This window comes from Bordetella genomosp. 5 (assembly GCF_002261475.1).
Taxonomy (GTDB): Bacteria; Pseudomonadota; Gammaproteobacteria; order Burkholderiales; family Burkholderiaceae_B; genus Bordetella.
Genome location: NZ_NEVN01000008.1, coordinates 161,161 through 181,309, shown reverse-complemented (window position 1 = coordinate 181,309; position 20,149 = coordinate 161,161). Strand labels below are relative to the sequence as shown.

Below are 20,149 nucleotides of genomic sequence, written 5' to 3'. Positions count from 1 at the left end.
AGAGCTGGTCAGCTGGTGCGGGCGCGCTAGGTCAGGGGAAGCACCTTCCAATGGGCGTACTCGCCGAAATTGGCGCGGCAGAACGGGCATGTTTCGCTTAGAAGAGGGATGATCTTCTCGCAATTGGGACATCGGCCCTTCGGGGCCTCCTGAAAGGCCAGTTCTTCCATGCGTGCAAGCGCCTTTTGTTCGGCGTAGGGGTCTGGCCAGACGGCGGGAGACAGGACGCGAGACTTATAGATCTCCGCATCTTCGGCTGCGATGGCGCCCGCAGCCACTTGGGCAGAGATGAGCTGGACCCGTGCATTAGCCCATTGAGCGTTCATGCGCCTGAGATGCACAAAAACTTCCGACAGGTAAATGCGCAAGGCGCCTGGCTCCATCAGACCGTAGTGCAGATGCAGCTCACCGAAGTTGGTGGTGATGGTCAGGAACGTGTGGGTCGTCTTCTTTGTTGTGAGTGCATTGAGCACGCCGGCGATGGCCATCCCCTGCAGCGCTCCCTCGACGCCAAAGCCTCCGCCCAAAAATCCTCCGCCACTGACGGTCGTCCCCGGGCCGGTTATCTCAATATCCAACACTTCGACGAGTGAAAATTTGGCGATTTGCTGCCCGCTCGTGCATATGACATCGGCGCCGAGAAAGCCGATAGTGACAGGGGTCCCGGTGTCGAACGGAAAGCCACTGGCACCAAGTACCGTGCAATCTTTGAGGGCAATGAGCGATTCGGAGTTGGGATTGGTCATGACGAGCTCGCGTGAAGAAGTGCCGACTATAAATGGTCGCTGTCGAGTAGCGGGCAAAAGCGCAATTTGAATCGGCATTCCGTTTGCGCGCGCCCACTCTTGATGAGAAAGAACAACGGTGTTCGTTCTCGGAGCGCGTGCTCGATACTTGTCCCATATCAACACTATTCTTCAACTGCAGCGGTACGCTCTGTCTGCGTCGTCGTGCGGTTACCGGGTCATGGCCGGGACACCGTGAGATGCGCGCCGCGCGCGGGGTGCGCGCGGCTTACCGAATTCGAAGGAGTGTTCCGTGGTATTCGCCAAACATGCTGCATTGATCGCACTGACCCTGCTTGCCTCGCCGGCGTTCGCCAATGAGTGCGCGGTCGAGATCTCGTCCAACGACCAGATGCAATACAACACCAAGGCCATTCAAGTGCCGAAGTCGTGCAAGACGTTTTCGGTGACGCTGGCGCATGCGGGCAAGCTGCCGGTGAACGTGATGGGCCACAACTGGGTGCTGTCGAGCACGGCCGATATGCAGGGCGTGATCGGCGAAGCCATGGCGGCCGGTGCCGCCAAGGGCTATTTCAAGGAAGGCGATACCCGCGTGATCGCGCACACCAAGATGCTGGGCGGCGGCGAGAAAGACACCGCCACGTTCGATGTGGCCAAGCTGGCCGCGGGTCAGAAGTACAGCTTCTACTGCACGTTCCCGGGCCACTCGGCGCTGATGAAGGGCGAGCTGACGCTGGCTCCCTGATTGACGGTCTCCCTGCTCGGCGACGGTGTGGGCCAGGGTGCAGCGCCGTCGCCGGCACGGGGTTGGCCGGCGCCCGGCAGACATAGCCGCAACGCAACCGCCGGCCCGTTGTTGCGCCCGCGCCGCGGTGGCACCGGGTGCTTCGTTCTAATTAATAGTATTTCTTATTCGCATTCGGTAGACTGCAGGGCATCTTGTCATCTACCGACTCTCTTTCTCTCCCCGCGGTCGAGCAGTTGTATCGCCATCACCATGGCTGGCTGCAAACCTGGCTCCATCGCAAGCTGGGCGACAGCAGCGACGCGGCCGATCTGGCGCAGGACACGTTCGTGCGGCTGATGGCCGCGCAGCGTCCACCCGTACTGCAGGACGAGCCGCGCGCGTTGATCACGCATATTGCCAAGGGATTGCTGGTCGATCATTGGCGCCGCCGCGCGGTGCAGCAGGCCTACATTGAGGCGATCGCGCACCTGCCGCAGCCGCAGGTCCCGCCGCCCGAAACGGGTCTCATGATCGTGCAGACGCTGGTGGCGATCGACGCCATGTTGCAGCGGCTGCCCGCGGCCACCCGCGAGATGTTCCTGCTGGCCCAGCTCGACGGGCTGACGCTGCAGCAGATCTCCGAGCAGACGGGCAAACCCGTCATCACGGTGCGGCGCCACCTGCAGAAAGCGTTGGTGGCGTGCATGACGGCCGCCGCATGACTTCCCATGTGATTGCGCCGACGTCGGTGGCCTTGCCTGTGCCCGCCTGGGTTTTCAGGCCATGACGGTTGGACCTGACGATCCACTGTTCGAAGAAGCGGCCGATTGGGTGATCCGGCTGCGCTACGAGCCCGCCGATGTCATCACGCACCGCGCATTCGAACGCTGGCTGGCTCAGGGTGAGGCGCACGCCCGGGCTTGGGCACGCGCGGAGCAGGTGCTGGGCGCCTTCGAAGGGGTGCCAGCGCGCATCGGACACGATGTGCTGCGCGCCACGCGCAAGCGGCAGGGCAGGCGCGCCGTGCTGCGCGCCACGCTGGGCTTGGGCGTGGCCGTGCCGGTCGGCTGGATGGTGTGGCGTGAGGCGCCCGCCTGGCGGGCGGATCTGCGTACCGCCGCGGGAGAGCCACTGAGCCGCACGCTGGAAGATGGCACACGGCTGGTATTGAACAGTGGCAGCGCGGTCGATCTGCGCTACGGCGCCGCCGAGCGCAGGCTGGTTCTTTTGGCCGGCGAGGTGCTGGTCACCACGGGCCAGAAGCCGCAGGGCGCCTACCGGCCCTTCGTGGTGCAGACGCCGCAAGGCGAGGTGCAGGCATTGGGGACGCGCTTTTCGGTGCGCCTGCTCGAGGACCGTACGCAGGTGATGGTGTTCGAGCACGCGGTGATGGCGCGTCCAGTGCATGCCCCGCCGCTGCGCATCGACGCGGGGCAACGGGCCAGTTTCACGGTTGCCGGCACCAGCGCGCTCGCGCCGGTGGACGACAGCGCGGCGTTGTGGGAGCGGGGGATGCTGGTCGTGCGCGATCAGCGCCTCGCCGATGTGGTGGCGGAGCTGGCCCGGCACCGCCCCGGCGTGTTGCGCTGCGCCCCTGCCGTTGCCGAGCTGCGGGTGTCGGGCGCGCTGTCGCTGCGCGACACCGATGCGGCGCTGGCCGCCCTGGCCGAACGCCTGCCGATCGCGGTGCGGCGCGTCACGCGCTATTGGGTGTCGGTGGGGCCGGCCGACGCTTGAGCGGTGGCGCCAAAATATTTTGCTGCGACGTGATCACTTTTTCGTTCTCGTGCGGAGTAGGTAGTGACACCGCATCGAGGGGATGCGGGCGCTTCTTGCTTGACGACGAAAGGATGAAAGAGTGATGGCACGTGTACGCGCACCGCGGGGCAGGGGATCCCGCAAGGCATTGATCTGGTCGGCGCTCTGGTGCTCGGCCCTGGCGAGTGCCGCTGCCGGCGCACAGACCGCCGCGCCGGCTTCGCAGATTCACGACGTGGCGATCGGCCCGGGCCCGCTCGATACCGTGCTTGCCCGCTACGCCGCCGCGGCGGGGGTGCAGATCGTGTACGACCCCGCCTGGCTGGCGGGCCGCCAGAGCACGGGGATCTCCGGGCAGATGAGCGTGCAGGAGGGTTTCGACCGCCTGCTCGCGGGTTCGGCGTATCGTGCCGTGCCGAGCGGCGCGGGTACCTATTCCTTGCAGAGCGCGGGCGGCGTCACGCAGCTGGAGGCCGTGACCGTAATGGGCGTCGGCGAGCGCGCCACCAGCGAAGGCACGCAGTCATACACCAGCAATGCGGTCACGCTGGGGAAGGGCACGCAGACGCTCAGAGAGATTCCGCAGTCGGTGTCGGTGGTGACGCGTCAGCAGCTCGATGACCAGAACTTGAACAGCCTGTCGGACGCGATGCGCAACGTGACGGGGATCACGGTGGAGACGCTTTCGAGCGGCGGCGATATCTCGGGCTTTATCTCGCGCGGCTACACGCTCGACGCGATTCAGGTCGACGGAATGCGCACGCCTGCGGGGGCGGGGAATCTGTCGGCGGGTTTCGATCTCGCCATCTACGATCGCATCGAAGTGCTGCGTGGCCCCTCCGGGCTGTACCAGGGCACAGGCGAGCCGGGCGGCAGTGTGAACCTCGTGCGCAAGCGGCCCCTGCAGGACTTCGCCTTCAGCGCGCAAGCCAGTGTGGGCTCGTGGGATTACTACCGCGCGGTGGCCGATCTGAGCACGCCGTTCGACAGCGAGGGAAAGGTGCGTGGACGGTTCATCGCCGCTTATGAGGATCGCGGTTCGTTCGTGGATCGCGTGAGCTCGGAGCGGCCCACGCTCTACGGTATCGTCGAGGCCGATCTCACGCCGCGCACCAAGCTGGCCACCGGCCTCACGCATCAGCGCTCGCGCAGCACGCCCGCGTTCGGCCTGCCCGCGTACGCCGACGGCTCGCTACTCGACGTGCGCCGCGGCACCAACCTGAGCGCTGCCTGGAATCGGATCGAAGAGGAAACCACGGAGCTGTTCGCCGACCTGGAGCACGGGCTGGCGGGCGGCGGCATTGTGAAGGCCAGCGTGTTCCATCGAGACACGGATACGCCGACGCGCCTGACGACCTGGCCGAATCGGGCGGTGGATCCCGTCACCGGCGCCACCAATCTCATCGCATGGTCGTACCGCAATCACTGGAAAACCACCGGTGCGGATGCCAACCTGAACCTGCCGATCGAGGCCTTCGGGCGCGAACACAGCCTGCTGGTCGGCGCTGACTACAGCCATACGCGCAAGCAGTTCAGCTACGGCGGCGGCACCGTGTTTCCCACCAATGTCTACGCGCCGGTCATCGATATGACGCTCCCGGACATGGACCAGGTCAACGGCAACGATGGGCGTACCAGCGAGTTCGGTTTGTATACGCGCGCCAACATCCAGGCTACCGACCACCTGAAGGTCATCGCCGGCGCCCGGCTGGCGTGGTGGAAGAATGACGCGCGCAACGCCAACCAGTATTTCGGCGACTTCAGCCAGGCCGAGACGCGCATCGCCGCGCGCACCACGCCGTATGCCGGGCTGGTGTACGACCTGACGCCGCAGTTGTCGGCCTACGCGAGCTACACCAGCATCTTTCAGCCGCAGACGGACATCGACGCGCAGGGCAATACTCTGGCACCGCGCGTGGGGCGCCAGATCGAGACCGGCCTGAAGGGCGCGTTCATGGATGGCCGCCTCAACGCGCATGCCGCGCTGTTCCAGATCGTGGATCGCAACCGCGCGATGAACGATATCGATAACCCGATGTACTCGGTGGCGGCCGGTAAAGTGCGCAGCCAGGGTTTCGAGACCGAGATCAGCGGCTCACCGCTGCCGAACTGGGACATCGTGGCGGGCTACGCTTACACGCAGACCAAGTACCTGGAGGCGGCCGCGGGCACGGAGGGCTTGTCGTACAGCACCATCACGCCGCGCCACGCCATCAATCTGTGGACGCGCTACCGCTTCACGCAACCGGCGCTGCAGGGTTTCAGCGTGGGCACGGGCGTGCGTTGGAACAGCGGCAACTACCTGCAGAGCGGCAACGTGCGATGGGACCAGGGCAGCTACGCGCTCGTGTCGGCGCAGATCGGCTACCGGTACGACCGGCACATCGAGGGCACGCTGACGGTCGATAACCTGTTCGACCGCAAATACTACGAGAAGCTGGGCGGAGCCTCGCGGCAGAACTATTACGGCCAGCCGCGAAGCGTGATGTTGACCCTGCGTTATCAATACTGACGCGCCGGCGAGCCCAGCCAGGGCGGGGGCTTCGGACGATACGCAATGTCCGGCCGCCGCCCCTGTGCCGGGGCCATAGACCTCGGCGAGTAGCGGAATCGGACGGTGTCAAACCAAATCTCGGACGAAAGCCTCAACAAAATCGTTACAGATTCTTGAAGAATCCTGATTTTTATTTAGAATGATAGCCAATCTCATTTGCAATGATTGGGTCTATCGTGCCGTCTACCCTCGCTGCCCCGGACGCCGTCCGCGATCTCTACACCGAACACCAGGGGTGGCTGCACGGCTGGCTGCGGCGCAAGCTCGACAGTACCTTCGATGCCGCCGACCTGGTGCAGGACACCTTCGTGCGGGTGCTGCGGCACCGTCGCGAGCTGGCGGCGGTGCGTGAGCCGCGCGCCTATCTGGTCACGATCGCGGGCCGCCTGGTCATCAACCTGTATCGCCGCCGCTCGCTCGAGCGCGCCTTCGAAGAGGCGCTGGCGACGATGCCCGAGCCCCTGGCGCCGTCACCCGAGCAGCAGCTGCTGATTCTGGAGGCGCTCGACGAGATTGATTGCCTGCTGGCCGCCATGCCCGCGGCCGTGCGCGAGGCGTTTCTGCTGGCGCAGGTCGATCAGATGCCCTATGCCGAGATCGCCGAGCGCATGCAGGTGTCGGTGCGTACCGTGCAACGGCACATCGTGCGTGCCTACGAGCAGATCATTCTGGCCGCGCCATGACGCCGGTGTCCGATACCGCGATGGGCGCGGATCCGATCGATCGCCGGATCGCCCGCGAGGCCGCGCTGTGGCTGATGCGCCTGGGCGAGGGCAGCCACGATGCCGAGACGCATGCCGAATGCGCGCGCTGGCGCGCCCGCAGCCAGATGCACGAATACGCCTGGCAGCGGGCCCAGCGCATCAATACCCTGTTCGGCCAATTGCCCGCGGAGCTGGCGCGCGGGGCGCTGACCCGCCCCGATATGAGCCGGCGCAAGGCGCTGAAGGCCATGGCCGTGTTGATCGCGGCCGGCCCGCTGGGCTGGGCCGGGTGGCGCTCGGCGCGCGAGCAGGGCTGGCTGGCCGAATACCGGACGGCCGCGGGCGAGCGCCGCGCCATCACGCTTGCCGACGGGACGCGCGTGCACATGAATACGGGTACCGCGGTCGACGTGTCTTACGGCGATCCGGTGCTCGGTGGCGAGACGCTCGTGCAACTGCGCGCGGGCGAGATCTACGTCGAGACGGCCGGGCCGTGCGCCGTGCGCACGCGGCAGGGCAGTGTGCGCGCGCGCCATGCGCATTTCAGCGTGCGCCATTCCGACGCGCAGTGTCTTGTGGATGTGATGCAGGGCGAGGTCAGCGTGCAGCTGGCCCTGGCCGACATGGCGGGCGTCGCGCCGCACCGGATGCTGGCGCCGGCCAGGGCGCGGCTCGACGCGGCCGGGCTGCATGTGCTCGCGCCAGGGGCGGCCAACACGCCGCCCGATTGGATGCGCGGCGTGCTGCATGCACGCGACATGCGGCTGGACGCGTTCGTCACCGAGCTCGCGCGCTATCGCCAGGGCGTATTGCGCTGTGATCCCGACGTCGCCTCGCTGCGCCTGTCGGGCGCCTTCCAGCTCGACAACATCGACGGCATCCTGCAGGCGCTGCCGGCGCTGCTGCCCGTGCAGGTGCGCACGCGCACCGCGTATTGGGTGGTGGTGGGCCCGCGCGAGCAGTCGGCCTGAGGTCCGCGTCAGGCCCGCGGGCCGCTGTTACAAAAAAATGAGGCCAATGCTGTCCGGTTTGCCGCCGCCGGGGGTCATGGGAAGTAGTGGCACTCAGTTGCCGGCTTCACTTTGAACGGAACGACCCTCATGGCTCACGCACGTCATCCTGTCTCTCCTGGCGCGCGCCGCGCGCTGCCTCAGGCACTCGGCGCCGCCTTGTGCGCGGTGGCATTCGCCGCGCCGCTGCTGGTGTTCGGCACGCCGGCCGCGGCGCAGTCCAGCGCTTCGGCCGCCAGCCGCAGCTTCCAGATTCCCGCGGGCGATCTTGCCGAAGCGCTCGCGCGCTTTGCCGACACGGCCGGCGTGACGGTGCTGTATCAGCCCGAGAGCGTGGCGGGGCGCCGCAGCGCGGGTCTGTCGGGCAGCTACGATGTGGCCGAAGGGCTGCGTCGTCTGCTTGCGGGCAGCAGCCTCTCGGCGCGGCCGCAGGGCGATGGCACGTATGTGGTTCAGCCGCAGGACGCCGTGACGCAGCTCGCGCCGGTCATGGTGGAAGGGGCCACGCCGCGCGCGGAGCCGGCCTGGGTGAGCACCACCACGCGCCGCCAGCTCGATGGCGTGCAGGCGCGCAGCTGGAGCGACGTGGGCAAGCGCCTGGACCCGGGCGTGTCGTTCAATCGGCAGAACAACAGCATCAACATCCGCGGTCTGGACGAGAACCGCGTGGTCACTCGCATCGACGGGATCCGCGTGCCGTTTCTGGATGACGGCGCGCGTGGCGTGAAGGGCGGCCTGGACACGATCGACTTCAATTCCCTGTCGCGGCTCGATATCGTGCGCGGCTCCGATTCGGCCAGCGCCGGTTCGGGCGCGCTGGGCGGCGCGGCCAATCTGAGCACGCTCGAGCCGGGCGACCTGCTGAGCGGCGACCGCAACTTCGGCGCGCTGACCAAGACCGACTACGACAGCGCCGACAGCAGTTGGGGCGCGAATGCCGCGCTCGCGGGCCGGGTGCAGGAAAACACCTCGTGGCTGTTGCAGGCGGGCATGCGCCGCGGCCATGCGCTCGACAATCGCGGCGACCAGGGCGGCTACGGCGCCGCGCGCAGCGAGCCCACACCCGAAAATTATCTCCAGCAGAACTTCCTGCTGAAGCTGCAGCAGAAGGTCGACGGTGGCCACAAGTTCGGCATCACGGGCGAATACTTCAAGCGCCACGCCGACATGGACAGCATGTGGGAGCAGGGCCCGGGCACGAGCTACCTGATCGGTCAGAACAGCACGATCAAGACCACCAAGCGCGAGCGCGTGTCGGCCGATTACTCGTACGTGGCGCCGTCGTCCGGCGGTCTGGTCGATCGTGCCAGCGCCGTCGTGTACTGGCAGCGCATGACGCTCGAGAACTCGCTGGAAGGCGTGCGCAGTCGCGATGCCCGCGCCTCCATCATTCCGCGCGACCCCTTCCGCTACGGCTTCCCTTCGGGCGACTACGGCCGCAGCAACTCCATCCAGGAGTCGCTCTTCGGCGTGAGTGGCCAGGCGCAGCGCCGGTTCGACGGCGCGGTGTCGCAGCTCTGGACCGTGGGCGGCGAGTGGGTTGGCAACCGCACGGAGCAGTATTCGGGCGGCTACGACAACTGCCCCACGATCGCGCCGGGATTGCCCGCGCCGTTCGGTCCGCGCTCCTGCGACATGCTGCACACCAACCAGGCCGACATGCCCCGGGTCAAGGGCAGCCAGTTCGCCCTGTGGGTGCAGGACGAATTCGGCTTTGCCGACGGACGCTACACGCTCACGCCCGCCTTGCGCTACGACCACTACGAGCAGAAGCCGCAGAACACCGCGGCTTACGATAGCAACGGTAATTCGGCCGGCGGTCTGCCGCCGTCCTCGTCGGGCGGCCGCTTCTCGCCGAAGCTGCTGGGCTCGTGGAAGGCCGCGGAAAACGTGACCCTGTACGCGCAATACGGCTATGCCTACCGCGCGCCGTCGGCCAGCGAGCTCTACACCAACTACGGCGGCGCGGGCACGTACCTGCGCGTCGGCAACCCCTACCTGAAGCCCGAGACCAGCAAGGGCTGGGAGCTCGGTGGCAAGTTCGGCGACGATACGCTGGGCGGCTCGCTGTCGTTCTTCGACAACCGCTATCAGAACTTCATCGACAAACAGGTGCCGCTCAATGCGAGCTCGCCGCAGTGGCAGCCGGGCTGGAGCGCGTATCCGCTGGGCGTGACGGGCGCCGTGAACCGCGCGCGTGTGCGCATCTACGGCGCCGAAGCCGCCGGACAATGGCGCTTCGCGCCGGGCTGGCGCACGTGGGGTTCCGTGGCATGGGCGGTGGGCAAAGACCAGGTCACCGGCCAGTACCTGAACTCGGTGCCGTCCGTGAAAGGCATCGTGGGCTTGGGCTATGAACGCGAGCAGTGGGGCGTGGACGCCATGCTGACCGCGGCCGCCAGCCGCAGCAAGGTCCAGTACGACGGCAACTCGGCCGCCGCGCCCAATCCCGACTTCCAGGCGCCCGGCTATGGCATCGTCGATCTGTCGGGCTACTGGCGCCCGGCGGCCGTGAAGGGCGTGCAAGTTCAGCTCGGCGTCTATAACCTGTTCGACAAGAAGTACTGGGAAGCGATCAACGTGCCCACGGCCGGCGCCGTGGCGATCCCGCGGCCGGTGGATTGGTACACCGAGCCCGGACGCAGCGTGCGTCTGTCGCTCACCTATCAATACTGAGGCCCGAGGCCGCCCCTGGCGGCCGGAGGTTCCGGCCGCCGCATCAACGAGGAGTGTAGTGATGACCGATTTGAGTTTCGAAGCGCGCGCGGAGGCGTTGCGTGGCCGCGCGGCCGAACTGGCCGAGCGCGAGCCCAAGATGCGCGCCCGCAATCAGGCGCAGGCGCTGGGCGTGAGCGAGGCCGAGCTGGTGGCTGCCGGCTGTGGCGGGGCCGATGTCACGCCGCTGGGTGGCGAGATGCAGGCCCTCTTTCGCGACATCGGCACGCTGGGCGAGGTGATGGCCCTCACGCGCAACGACGCGTGCGTGCATGAGCGTCACGGCCGCTACGAGAACATCAACGCCACCGGCATGGTCGGTATCGTGCTCGGTCCGGACATCGATCTGCGCGTGTTCTTCGAATGCTGGCAGAGCGCGTGGGCCGTGCATCAGGATGGACGCCACAGCATTCAGTTCTTCGACCGCGCCGGCGTCGCCGTGCACAAGGTCTATCGCACCGACGAGAGCGATGTGGCGGCCTGGGACGCCTTCGTGCAGAAGCACACCGTGGCGCCGGTCTGGCCCGAGACGCAGGCCATCGCGCCGGCCGAGGAGCAGCCCGACGTGACCGACGCCGCCGCGTTCCGCGACGCGTGGCTCGCCATGACGGACACGCACCATTTCTTCCCGCTGCTGCGCAAGTACAAGGTCTCGCGCCTGGGCGCGCTGCGCGCCGCCGGCCACGATCTCGCGCAACAGGTGCCCACCGACGTGGCCGAGCGCATGCTCACGCAGGCCGCCGAAGACCTGCTGCCCATCATGTGCTTCGTGGGCAATCGCGGCATGATCCAGATCCACACCGGCACGGTCAACAACCTGCGCCGCACCGGTCCGTGGTTCAACGTGCTCGATCCGCGCTTCAATCTGCACCTGGATACCACCGCGATCGAGCAGGCCTGGATCGTCAACAAGCCCACGACCGACGGCTGGGTGACGTCGATCGAGTGCTACGCCGCCAATGGCGACCTGATCGTGCAGTTTTTCGGTGAGCGCAAACCGGGCCAACCCGAGCTCACCGCCTGGCGCAAGCTGCTCACGGGCTATTGCACGGAGCCGCTCGCCGCATGAAGCGCCTTTTTGCAGCAGGGCTGTGGCTGACGGCGCTCCTGCCGCTCGCCACGGCGATGGCCGCCGGACCGCAGCGCGTCGTCACCCTCGGTGGCAGCGTGACCGAGATCGTGTTCGCGTTGGGGCAGGGCGATCGGGTCGTGGCCGACGACCAGTCCAGCCTCTATCCCGAGGCGGCCACGCGCCTGCCCCGCGTGGGCTACTACCGTGCCGTGCCGGTGGAAGGCGTGCTGGCCCTCGCGCCGGATCTGGTGCTGGCGTCGGAGCAGGCGGGCCCGCCCGCCGCGCTCGCGCGCCTCGCGTCGGTCGGCGTCAAGGTCACCACCGTGTCGGATGCCGCGTCGGTGCAGTCGCTCTACGACCGGATCGCGCAGGTGGCGCAGGCGCTGGGCGTGCCGGAGCGCGGCGAGCGTCTCGCCGCCGAGGTGCGCGAGGCCCTGGCCACGGTCGCGGCCATGCCCGCCTCGCAGCGCAGCACCGTGTTGCTCATGAACCGCGCCGGCACGCCGCAGGCCGCCGGCGCGGGCACCGCCGCCGACCTCGTGATGCGGCTGGCGGGTCTGCGCAATGCGCTGTCCGAACAGCAAGGCTACAAGCCCCTCAATGCCGAAGCCCTGGCCGCGCTCGCACCCGAAGTGATCGTGGTGACGGCCGCGTCGATCGAGGGCAAGGGCGGCGTCGCGCAGGTGCAGACCTGGCCCGGCGTCGCGGCCACGCCGGCGGCGCGGCGCGGCTGCATCGTCGTGATGGACGATCTGCTCGCCCTGGGCGCCGGCCCGCGCCTGCCGGAGGCGTTGCGCATGCTCAAGGAGACCGCTTGTGTCGCCAGCGCTGGCTGAGGCCGCGCCGCGTGCGTATCGCTGTCCGCGCCAGATCGGGGTGATGCTCGGGCTGGCCGCGGTACTGGCCGTGGTGGCGCTGGTGGCGGCGGCGACCGGGGCGGTGCAGATTATGCTGTCCGCGATTCCGCGCGTGCTGTGGGCACCCGCGGACGCGCAGGACGCGCTCTGGCGCAATGTGCTGCTGGAGTTGCGCTTGCCCCGTGTGCTGTTCGCCATGGTGGCGGGCTGCGCGCTCGCCGTGAGCGGCGCGGCCATGCAGGCCCTGTTTCGCAATCCGCTTGCCGAGCCCGGCCTGGTCGGGATCTCGGCCGGTGGTGCGTTGGGCGCGGTCGCGGCGATCGTGCTGGGCGCGGGCGGCTTCGCGCTCGTGGCGCCGAGCGCCTTCGTCGGCAGCCTCGCGGCCACGGCCTGCGCGTATGTGCTGGGCCGGCGCGTGCCGGGCGTGGCCGGTCTGCTGCTGGCCGGCATCGCGATCAACGCGGTGACCGGCAGCCTGATCGGGCTGCTGACGTTCTTCGCGACCGACGCGCAACTGCGCGACCTCACTTTCTGGAACATGGGCAGTCTGGCCGGCGCGCGCTGGTCCTTGCTGTCCTTTCTGCTGCCCTGGACGCTGGCCGGCTCGTGGTGGTTATGTCGTCAGTGGCGCGTGATGAACGCCCTGCTGCTGGGCGAGCGCGAGGCCGCGCATCTGGGCTACGCGCTGCGCGCCGTGCGGGTGCGGCTGGTCGTCATGACGGCGCTGCTCGTGGGGCCGCTGGTGGCCGCCACCGGGGGCATCGGCTTCGTCGGGCTGGTCGTGCCGCATCTGGTGCGTCTGACGCTGGGCGCGGATCACCGCTGGCTGTTGCCGGCCTCCATGCTGGGCGGTGGCCTGGCACTGGTGCTGGCCGATCTGCTCGCCCGCATCGTCGTGGTGCCGGCGGAGCTGCCGATCGGCCTGGTCACGGCGCTGGTGGGCGGACCCTTCTTCCTCTGGTTGCTGGCCCGCGGAGGGCGTTTCTGATGTTGCAGGCCCAAGGATTGACGCTGATGCGCGGCGGCCGTCAGGTCGTGGCGGACGTGTCGCTGCAGGTGGCGCCGGGGCGTCTGGTCGGTCTGCTCGGCGCCAATGGCGCGGGCAAGTCCACCTTGCTGGCCGCGCTGGCCGGCGAACTGAGCTTGCGCGCCGGCACGGTGCGTTGCAATGGCGATGTGCTGGCGGACCTGACGCCCGCTGCGCAGGCGCGGCGCCGTGCCGTCCTGCCGCAGCAGCCCGGCCTGAGCTTCGATCTCGGCGTGGACGACGTGGTCGCGATGGGCGCCTATCCGTTTCCGGAGCTCAGCCCCGCGGCCGTGCGGCGTGCCTCCGAAGCGGCGCTGGCACTCGCCGGCGTGGCGCATCTCGCCGGGCGGCGCTATCTGTCGTTGTCAGGGGGCGAGCAGCAGCGGGTGCAATTCGCGCGCGTGTTGCTGCAGTGCCGTGCGGCGTCCGGGCCCAGGTATCTGCTGCTGGACGAGCCCACGGCCAGCCTGGACCCGCGCCATCAGCTCGACCTGCTGGCCGTGGCGCGCGATCTGGCGCACGCCGGCGATACCGGGGTGCTCGTGATTCTGCATGACCTGAACCTGGCCGCGCGCTGGTGCGACGAGCTGGTGCTGCTGGCCGAGGGCAGGGTGGCCGCGGCCGGCGCGCCTGCCGCCGTGCTGACCGCCGCGCACCTGCGCACGGCCTATGGCGTTCAGGCCGAGATCCTGCCGCATCCGCACGCGCCCGAGCGGCCGCTGGTGCTGGTGCATTGACGCCGCCCCGTTTCATGACGCGCCCGCCCGAAGCGATTCTCTGCCGCATTTAGTACAGTAGCGGCTGTCCCAGTCGTTTCCGGTTTTCATCATGAGCGCTCCTCTTGTTTCCATCGCGTCGGATATCCGCTGCGCCAATGACCTTCCGTTCGTGCTGTTCGGCGGCATCAATGTGCTCGAGTCCAGGGATCTGGCCCTGCGTGCGTGCGAGGAATATCAGCGTGTCACGCGCAAGCTGAATATCCCGTATGTGTTCAAGGCGTCGTTCGACAAGGCGAATCGGTCCTCGATCCATTCGTACCGCGGCCCTGGGCTGGAAGAAGGCCTGCGTATTTTCGAGGCGGTCAAAGAGAACTTCGGCGTGCCGGTGATTACCGACGTGCACGAGCCCTGGCAAGCCGCGCCGGTGGCCGAAGTGGTCGACGTGCTGCAACTGCCGGCGTTCCTGGCCCGGCAGACCGATCTGGTCGTCGCGCTCGCCAAAACGGGGCGCATCGTCAACATCAAGAAGCCGCAGTTTCTGAGCCCGACGCAGGTCGGCAATATTGTCGAGAAGTTCGTCGAAGCCGGTAACGACAAACTGATTCTGTGCGAGCGTGGCGCCAATTTCGGCTACGACAATCTGGTGGTCGATATGCTGGGTTTTGGTGTCATGAAGAAAACCTGCGGCGATCGCCCGGTGATTTTCGACGTGACCCACGCCTTGCAGCAGCGTTCGCCGCTGGACACCGCGTCGGGCGGCCGTCGCGAACAGGTGGCCGAGCTCGCGCGCGCGGGCATGGCCGTCGGTCTGGCCGGGCTGTTTCTGGAGGCGCACCCGGATCCCAGCCAGGCAAAGTGCGATGGTCCGAGCGCGCTGCCGCTCGACAAGCTCGAGCCCTTCCTGACTCAGCTTAAGGCGATCGATGACCTGGTGAAATCCTTCCCGGCGCTCGACATTCAGCCCTGATACCCGCCCTATCCCTGACGCGGTGTCGCGCCGGAAATACAGTCCGGAGCGGCGCCGCGTTTTTTGTTTGATTAATGCGATGCGGCGCTGCGGCGGCCTGTGCCCTGATAGATAAGGGATTTATTGCGCATTATTACGGTCGCCGTGAAATTAGGGTATCAAGGTGCCGCTATTTGCGTTTCACGGATATGACGGTTTCTCTACATTGATTATTCCGCCGGGCGCAGTGTGGCGCCCGGGGTTAATCCATTACTGGCGAGAAACATTCCATGCGCAAGAATCTGCCCATTACGGATCAGGAATTCGTGCTGCAGGACGATCAATACCTGATCTCCAAGACTGACCTGAAGGGCCGCATTACGTACTGCAATCCGGCTTTCGTGGCGATCAGCGGGTTCACCCGGGAAGAGTTGCTTGGGCAGCCGCACAACATTGTGCGGCACCCCGATATGCCCCCCGCGGTGTTCGAAGACATGTGGGACACGCTGGCGGCCGGCAAACCCTGGCTTGCCGTGGTGAAGAACCGGCATAAATCCGGGGGCTATTACTGGGTGCTGGCCAATGCGACGCCGGTGATCGAGAACGGCGAGGTCACAGGCTACGCCTCGGTGCGGGTCAAGGCCAGCGCCGAGCAGATCCATGCCGCCGCCGCGTTCTACGAGGAAGTGGCCGAGGGCAATCTGGGCGGTTATGCCCTCAAGCACGGGCGGCGTGTGCCGGCGGGCTGGCGCCGCGGCGTGCGCGCGCTCGGCATGCCGTTTCGCGGCGGCCTGCGGCCGGCCATGCTGCGCGTGGCCGTCGGTGCCGCGGCCCTGGGTGCGATTCCGACCTGGCTTGCCGCGCGTGCCGCGCCGGCCGAGCAGTTGCCCTGGTATTGTGGCGGCTATGCCGTGGCGGCGTTGGCGGTGCTGTGGGCGACGCAGCGCGTGGCGGGCAGGTTCAGCCGCCAGCTGGTGAACGCCGAAGAGGCGGCGCGCCAGATCGCGGCCGGCAACCTCGTGAACGAGGTGAGTACCGATGCCCGCGGCGAGCTGCGCAATCTGTACTTCTATCTCGACATCATGCGCAAGAGCCTGATCGGGATCTCGACCGAGGTGATCGGGAAGACCAGCGATCACGTGCGCACGATCTCCAAGCTGCACACGGACAGCCAGGGCCTCGCGGACCGCACCGAGGCGCAGGCGGGCTCGCTGCAGGACACGGCAGCCAGTGTCGAGCAGCTGGCCGCCACCGTGGCGCGCAACGCGGAGAGCGCCCGCAGCGCGGCCGCGCTGACGCAGGAAAGCCGGGTGGTCGTGGGGCAGGGCGGTCAGATCGTGAGCCAGCTGGTGTCGACCATGCACGGCATCGACGAGAGCTCGCGCAAGATCTCCGACATCGTGTCGGTGATCGAGGGCATCGCGTTCCAGACCAACATCCTGGCCTTGAATGCCGCCGTCGAGGCGGCGCGGGCGGGCGATCAGGGCAAGGGCTTCGCGGTCGTGGCCGGTGAAGTGCGCAGCCTGGCGCAGCGCACCACGCAGGCGGCCAAGGAGGTCAAGACGCTGATCGAAGAGTCGGTGGGCCGCATGTCGGCCGGCTCGAACCAGGCCAGCCAGGCCGGCGCCACCATGCAGGAAATCCTGCAGTCGGTGGAACGGGTCAGCGTGCTGATGGAAGAGATCTCGACCGCCTCGCAAGAGCAGGCGCAGGGGGTCGACCGCATCAGCTCCGCCGTGAACGAAATGGACGGCGTGGTGCAGCAGAACGTCTCGCTCGTGGGCGAGCTCTCGCACGTGGCGGAGCATCTGGGCGAGGAGTCGGCGGCGCTGGCGCAGGCGATCGGCGTGTTCCGCACGCCGGCGAGCCGCGCCGCCCCGGACGCGGTGCAACTGCGCAGCGAGGCGCGCGCGACGCGCCTGGGGCAGGGTGGCGGACACGTCCAGCGTCTGGCACTGGCCTCCGCCCGCGACGAGTAGACGCCGGCAGGACGAACCGGGTCTAGAATGAGCCGGTTCTGTTCATGCGGGGGCAACCATCGTGGCCATTCCGTATCTGCGTACGCTCACGGCCTTGCAACGTAGTCCCGAAGCCAACCGGCATCTGGCCTACATCCTCAGCCTGGTGGCGGGGGCGGTCAATGCCGGCGGCTTCCTGGCCGTGCAGCAATACACGTCGCACATGTCGGGCATCGTCTCGAGCATGGCCGACTATCTCGCGCTCGGCGGGCTGGTGGTCGTGCTGCAAGGCGCGGCTGCCCTGATGTCGTTCGTGGCCGGCGCGGCCACGTCCGCGTTCCTGATCAATCTGGGCAAGCGCGCGCATCTCGCGAGCGGCTATGCCTTGCCGCTCGCGTTCGAGGCCGCGCTGCTGCTGGCGTTCGGCCTGCTCGGCGCCAATCTCGAGCAGCATCGCTGGCTGTATGTGCCGGTCACGGTCATGCTGCTGTGCTTCATCATGGGTCTGCAGAACGCGATGATCACGAAGGTCTCGCGCGCCGAGATCCGCACCACGCACATTACCGGCATGGTCACGGACATCGGCATCGAGCTGGGCAAGCTGTGCTACTGGAACGCCGCCCGCATCGATGACCCGGCGCTACACGTGCGCGCCGATCGCCTCAAGCTGCGCGTGCTGATCACCCTGGTGCTGCTGTTTTTCGGCGGCGGCGTTGCCGGCGCTTATGCGTTTGCGCACTTCGGCTTCGGCGCGACGCTGCCGCTGGCGGCCATGCTGGCGCTGCTCGCGGCCGTGCCGATGGTAGACGACCTGCGGCAGTGGCATCTGCGCCACTGAGCGGCGTCAGAGCGGCGGGCGCGCGCGCTGGCCGCCGCGCCGCCGAAGCAATCCCGGCGTCAGTGTTCGCCAGGCCAGAGCTCACCCGGGTGGCTCACCTCGATCAGTCCGCCGGGCAGGTCCTGCAGCAGCGGCGCGGGCACGGCGTGCGCCAGACCGCTGCGCACGTAGGCGTGACGGCCGTCGTCGTCGAGCGCCACGAAGCCGAAGCGCTGCATCGCGGCGTAGACCAGATGGCGCAACGGGTCGGCCAGATCGGCATCTTCGAAGCCGATCGCATCGACCGAGATGTCATCGCTGCTGTCGATCCAGGCCAGCCGGGCGGGCTGACCATCGGTGAAGGCCACCTCGAAGCGCTCGTCGATGTGCGTGATCTCGCCGTAGGGCGAGAACAGGGCGAGCACGTCGGCCAGCGGCGCCGGCGGGGCGGCGGGAAAGTGTTCGAGAAAGACGTTGGTCGACATGGCGGCCCCGGCACGTAAGAAACCCCGCATTTTCGCATAGGGGCGCGCGAGCCGCCGGGCCGCCGGGTCGCCGGCCGCCGGATCGCCGGGCGCCGGGTCGCCGGCCGCCGGTTTGCGCCCGCGTGCCGGCGAACGTTATTCTTGCGCCTCGCCGCCGCGCCTGTCCGTGGCCGCCGCAGTAGCCCGCGGGCCGCTGCCGGCGGCACGCCCGCGGCCCCGCCGCCTTCCCGATATTGCCTTCCATGATCGATCTGCTTCGCGCTTCCTGGCGTGCCGCCTTGCTCAAGCCCCTGCCGCTGTCCGCCTACGATTACCCCACGCACTGGTCGGTGCTGGCCGTGATGCTGGTCGGCATCGCCTCGGGAGCGCAGATCAGTATGGGCACCGTGTTCGCGCCGCAGGATCCGTCGATCGCGCAGATGCTGATGCCCCGCTTCATGGCGACCGAAATGGCGGGCGCGTGGGGGGCGATGCTGGCCGTGTGGCTGGTGAGCTTCGGCTGGCTGCGGGTGACTCAGCGCTGGGATGGCGAGGGGAGCCTGTTCAATCTCATCATCGCCTGCTGGTTCGTGCTCGATATGGTCGTGGTGGTGCTGTCGGCGCTCGGCCTGCCCAACGCCTTCCTGATCGCGGTGCTGTTGTATTCGCCATGGGTGCTGGCGACGGCGCTCAGCGCAGCCATGCCGGACGTGCGCCGCCCGGTGGCCGCGGCCTGGAGCTATTTTGCGCTGGTGCCGGCGTTCACGATCTCGATGCTCGCGCACGGCGCGGTGGCGAGCAAGGTCTTCGCCACCGGCCAGTAGCCGGTCACTGCCCCGGCGCGCTCGCGCTGGCTTCGCCAGGCACCGGCCGATTCGGAAATACGTTGAGCGACATGATCTTGTCGGGATAGGTCGTCATGAGCAGGCTCACCATGCGACCGTGCAACAGCCCGAACAGCTGCCAGCTCAGGCCTTCGCTGCCCGGCAGCAGGTCGAGCAGCAGCAGTTGCCCGGTGCGCACCGTGCCGACGAAATAAGCGCGCTTGTCGTACTCGCCCGTCTTGGGGGCGTAGTAGACCTTGGTGGAACGTTCGGTGTCGTCTTTCTTCCAGGTGCCTTCGCCCGCGACCGATCCGTCGTTGATGCGTTTGAGGCCATCACGCAGGTGCTGCCAGAGGGCTTTGGCATCGGCGGTATGGACGACTATCGTCATTGCGTATTCTCCGTGGCGGTTTTGAACAGGTCGTTGATCTCGTTGTACATGACGGCGCCCCGCACCAGCGGCTCGGCCCGGCCATCGGCGAGAAAGCCCGAGACCAGCGCGCCGGCGTGGCTCCAGAGGGTCTGGGGCACGAGCGATCCCATGCTGACGCGGCGCACGCCGAAGTCCCCGAGCTCGCCCACGGGCGGCAGGCCCTGGGCCACGGCCAGCGCCAGGGCGAGCCGCGTGCCGGCGGCGATGTCGCGCATCTCGAAGGTATTGGTGAGGCCGAGCACGAACAGGCCGTCGGCGCCGGCGGCTTCGTATTGCGCGGCCCGGCGCAATACCTCGGCCACGCGCTCGCCGGGCGCGACCAGGTCGCGGGCATAAACATCGGTGCGGGCGTTGATGAAGAGCGGGACGCCGCGCGCCTCGCCCGCGTGGCGCGCCGCTTCGATCTTGCGGGCCAGCAGATCGGGTTCGCTGGTGCCATCCTGGATGTTGATGCCGATGGCGCCCAGATCGATGAACCGCGCGACCGCCTCGCCGACCTCTTCGGGGGTGCGCGAATAGCCGCTCTCGATATCGACCGACAGGGGGATGCGGATCACGCGGGCTATCAGCGCCACCTGGGCCAGATAGAGGTGCTGCGGCACGGTGTTGCTGTCGGGGTAGCCAAGCGACCACGCCACCGCGGCGCTGCTGGTTGCCACGGCCTGCGCGCCGAGGTTCTCGATCTGGACGGCGCTGCCCGCGTCCCAGACGTTGGGCAGGCGCAGGGGCTGGGCCTGCTGGTGCAACTTGCGAAAGACGGCGGCTTGCAGACTGGCGGACATGGTGGGCTCCGAGGGGGCTCCAGAGGGGCGTCGAAG

The 20,149-nt window shown here is 67.7% G+C and carries 19 protein-coding genes; 15 read left to right on the top strand and 4 right to left on the bottom strand.

Annotated elements, in window-relative coordinates; translation table 11 throughout:
- Window positions 1-26: 26 nt before the first annotated feature.
- Window positions 27-746, bottom strand: a complete 720-nt coding sequence (locus tag CEK29_RS15360) for a hypothetical protein (RefSeq protein WP_094858614.1) — start codon at window positions 744-746, stop codon at window positions 27-29.
- Between the two features lie 292 nt (window positions 747-1,038).
- On the opposite strand from CEK29_RS15360, the gene azu reads away from it, so the two are divergent.
- The 14 genes from azu to CEK29_RS15290 all read left to right on the top strand — a co-directional run bounded on the left by azu (window position 1,039) and on the right by CEK29_RS15290 (window position 17,631).
- Window positions 1,039-1,491 carry an azurin gene (azu, locus tag CEK29_RS15355; protein ID WP_094801808.1) on the top strand — a complete coding sequence of 151 codons (453 nt, stop codon included), beginning with the start codon at window positions 1,039-1,041 and terminating at the stop codon, window positions 1,489-1,491.
- A 194-nt stretch (window positions 1,492-1,685) separates the two neighbouring features.
- On the top strand, window positions 1,686-2,195 hold the full coding sequence (locus CEK29_RS15350) for a sigma-70 family RNA polymerase sigma factor (RefSeq protein WP_094858613.1): 510 nt from the start codon (window positions 1,686-1,688) through the stop codon (window positions 2,193-2,195).
- 61 nt (window positions 2,196-2,256) lie between these two features.
- The gene (locus tag CEK29_RS15345) at window positions 2,257-3,210 is read left to right on the top strand and encodes a FecR domain-containing protein (protein WP_094858612.1); all 954 of its coding nucleotides are present in this window, start codon (window positions 2,257-2,259) and stop codon (window positions 3,208-3,210) included.
- 124 nt (window positions 3,211-3,334) lie between these two features.
- Window positions 3,335-5,743, top strand: a complete 2,409-nt coding sequence (locus CEK29_RS15340; protein WP_094858611.1) for a TonB-dependent siderophore receptor — start codon at window positions 3,335-3,337, stop codon at window positions 5,741-5,743.
- A 218-nt stretch (window positions 5,744-5,961) separates the two neighbouring features.
- Window positions 5,962-6,468 (top strand): sigma-70 family RNA polymerase sigma factor, encoded by a 507-nt coding sequence (locus CEK29_RS15335; RefSeq protein ID WP_094801800.1) that lies wholly within the window; start codon window positions 5,962-5,964, stop codon window positions 6,466-6,468.
- Window positions 6,465-7,460, top strand: a complete 996-nt coding sequence (locus CEK29_RS15330; RefSeq protein ID WP_249279116.1) for a FecR domain-containing protein — start codon at window positions 6,465-6,467, stop codon at window positions 7,458-7,460. The genes CEK29_RS15335 and CEK29_RS15330 overlap by 4 nt, the downstream gene beginning before the upstream one ends.
- A 129-nt stretch (window positions 7,461-7,589) precedes the next feature.
- Entirely contained in the window at window positions 7,590-10,175 is a 2,586-nt protein-coding gene (locus CEK29_RS15325) for a TonB-dependent receptor (protein ID WP_094858610.1), read from the top strand.
- Window positions 10,176-10,236: 61 nt separating this feature from the next.
- Window positions 10,237-11,283 carry a hemin-degrading factor gene (locus CEK29_RS15320; RefSeq protein ID WP_094801796.1) on the top strand — a complete coding sequence of 349 codons (1,047 nt, stop codon included), beginning with the start codon at window positions 10,237-10,239 and terminating at the stop codon, window positions 11,281-11,283.
- Window positions 11,280-12,122, top strand: coding sequence for a heme/hemin ABC transporter substrate-binding protein (locus tag CEK29_RS15315; RefSeq protein WP_094801794.1), 843 nt, complete (start codon window positions 11,280-11,282; stop codon window positions 12,120-12,122). The genes CEK29_RS15320 and CEK29_RS15315 overlap by 4 nt, the downstream gene beginning before the upstream one ends.
- A gap of 43 nt (window positions 12,123-12,165) precedes the next feature.
- Window positions 12,166-13,131, top strand: a complete 966-nt coding sequence (locus tag CEK29_RS15310; protein WP_176456924.1) for a FecCD family ABC transporter permease — start codon at window positions 12,166-12,168, stop codon at window positions 13,129-13,131.
- The gene (locus CEK29_RS15305) at window positions 13,128-13,907 is read left to right on the top strand and encodes a heme ABC transporter ATP-binding protein (protein ID WP_094858720.1); all 780 of its coding nucleotides are present in this window, start codon (window positions 13,128-13,130) and stop codon (window positions 13,905-13,907) included. The genes CEK29_RS15310 and CEK29_RS15305 overlap by 4 nt, the downstream gene beginning before the upstream one ends.
- A gap of 91 nt (window positions 13,908-13,998) precedes the next feature.
- A complete protein-coding gene (kdsA, locus tag CEK29_RS15300) occupies window positions 13,999-14,856 on the top strand; it encodes a 3-deoxy-8-phosphooctulonate synthase (protein WP_094801792.1) in 858 nt (285 codons plus the stop codon).
- Window positions 14,857-15,125: 269 nt separating this feature from the next.
- The gene (locus CEK29_RS15295) at window positions 15,126-16,814 is read left to right on the top strand and encodes a methyl-accepting chemotaxis protein (RefSeq protein ID WP_094858609.1); all 1,689 of its coding nucleotides are present in this window, start codon (window positions 15,126-15,128) and stop codon (window positions 16,812-16,814) included.
- Window positions 16,815-16,875: 61 nt separating this feature from the next.
- Window positions 16,876-17,631 carry a YoaK family protein gene (locus CEK29_RS15290; protein ID WP_094801788.1) on the top strand — a complete coding sequence of 252 codons (756 nt, stop codon included), beginning with the start codon at window positions 16,876-16,878 and terminating at the stop codon, window positions 17,629-17,631.
- A 59-nt stretch (window positions 17,632-17,690) separates the two neighbouring features.
- On the opposite strand, the gene CEK29_RS15285 is transcribed toward CEK29_RS15290, so the two are convergent.
- Window positions 17,691-18,095: a hypothetical protein gene (locus tag CEK29_RS15285; protein ID WP_094801786.1), complete on the bottom strand. Its 405-nt coding sequence runs from the start codon at window positions 18,093-18,095 to the stop codon at window positions 17,691-17,693.
- A gap of 242 nt (window positions 18,096-18,337) precedes the next feature.
- Between CEK29_RS15285 and CEK29_RS15280 the strand changes: the two genes are divergently transcribed.
- On the top strand, window positions 18,338-18,898 hold the full coding sequence (locus tag CEK29_RS15280) for a hypothetical protein (RefSeq protein WP_094801784.1): 561 nt from the start codon (window positions 18,338-18,340) through the stop codon (window positions 18,896-18,898).
- A gap of 4 nt (window positions 18,899-18,902) precedes the next feature.
- Here the strand turns inward: CEK29_RS15280 and CEK29_RS15275 are convergent, their stop codons facing one another.
- Complete coding sequence (locus CEK29_RS15275) at window positions 18,903-19,289, bottom strand: hypothetical protein (RefSeq protein ID WP_094858608.1); 387 nt, start codon at window positions 19,287-19,289, stop codon at window positions 18,903-18,905.
- Window positions 19,286-20,113 carry an isocitrate lyase/PEP mutase family protein gene (locus tag CEK29_RS15270; protein WP_094801780.1) on the bottom strand — a complete coding sequence of 276 codons (828 nt, stop codon included), beginning with the start codon at window positions 20,111-20,113 and terminating at the stop codon, window positions 19,286-19,288. The genes CEK29_RS15275 and CEK29_RS15270 overlap by 4 nt, the downstream gene beginning before the upstream one ends.
- Window positions 20,114-20,149 lie beyond the last annotated feature (36 nt).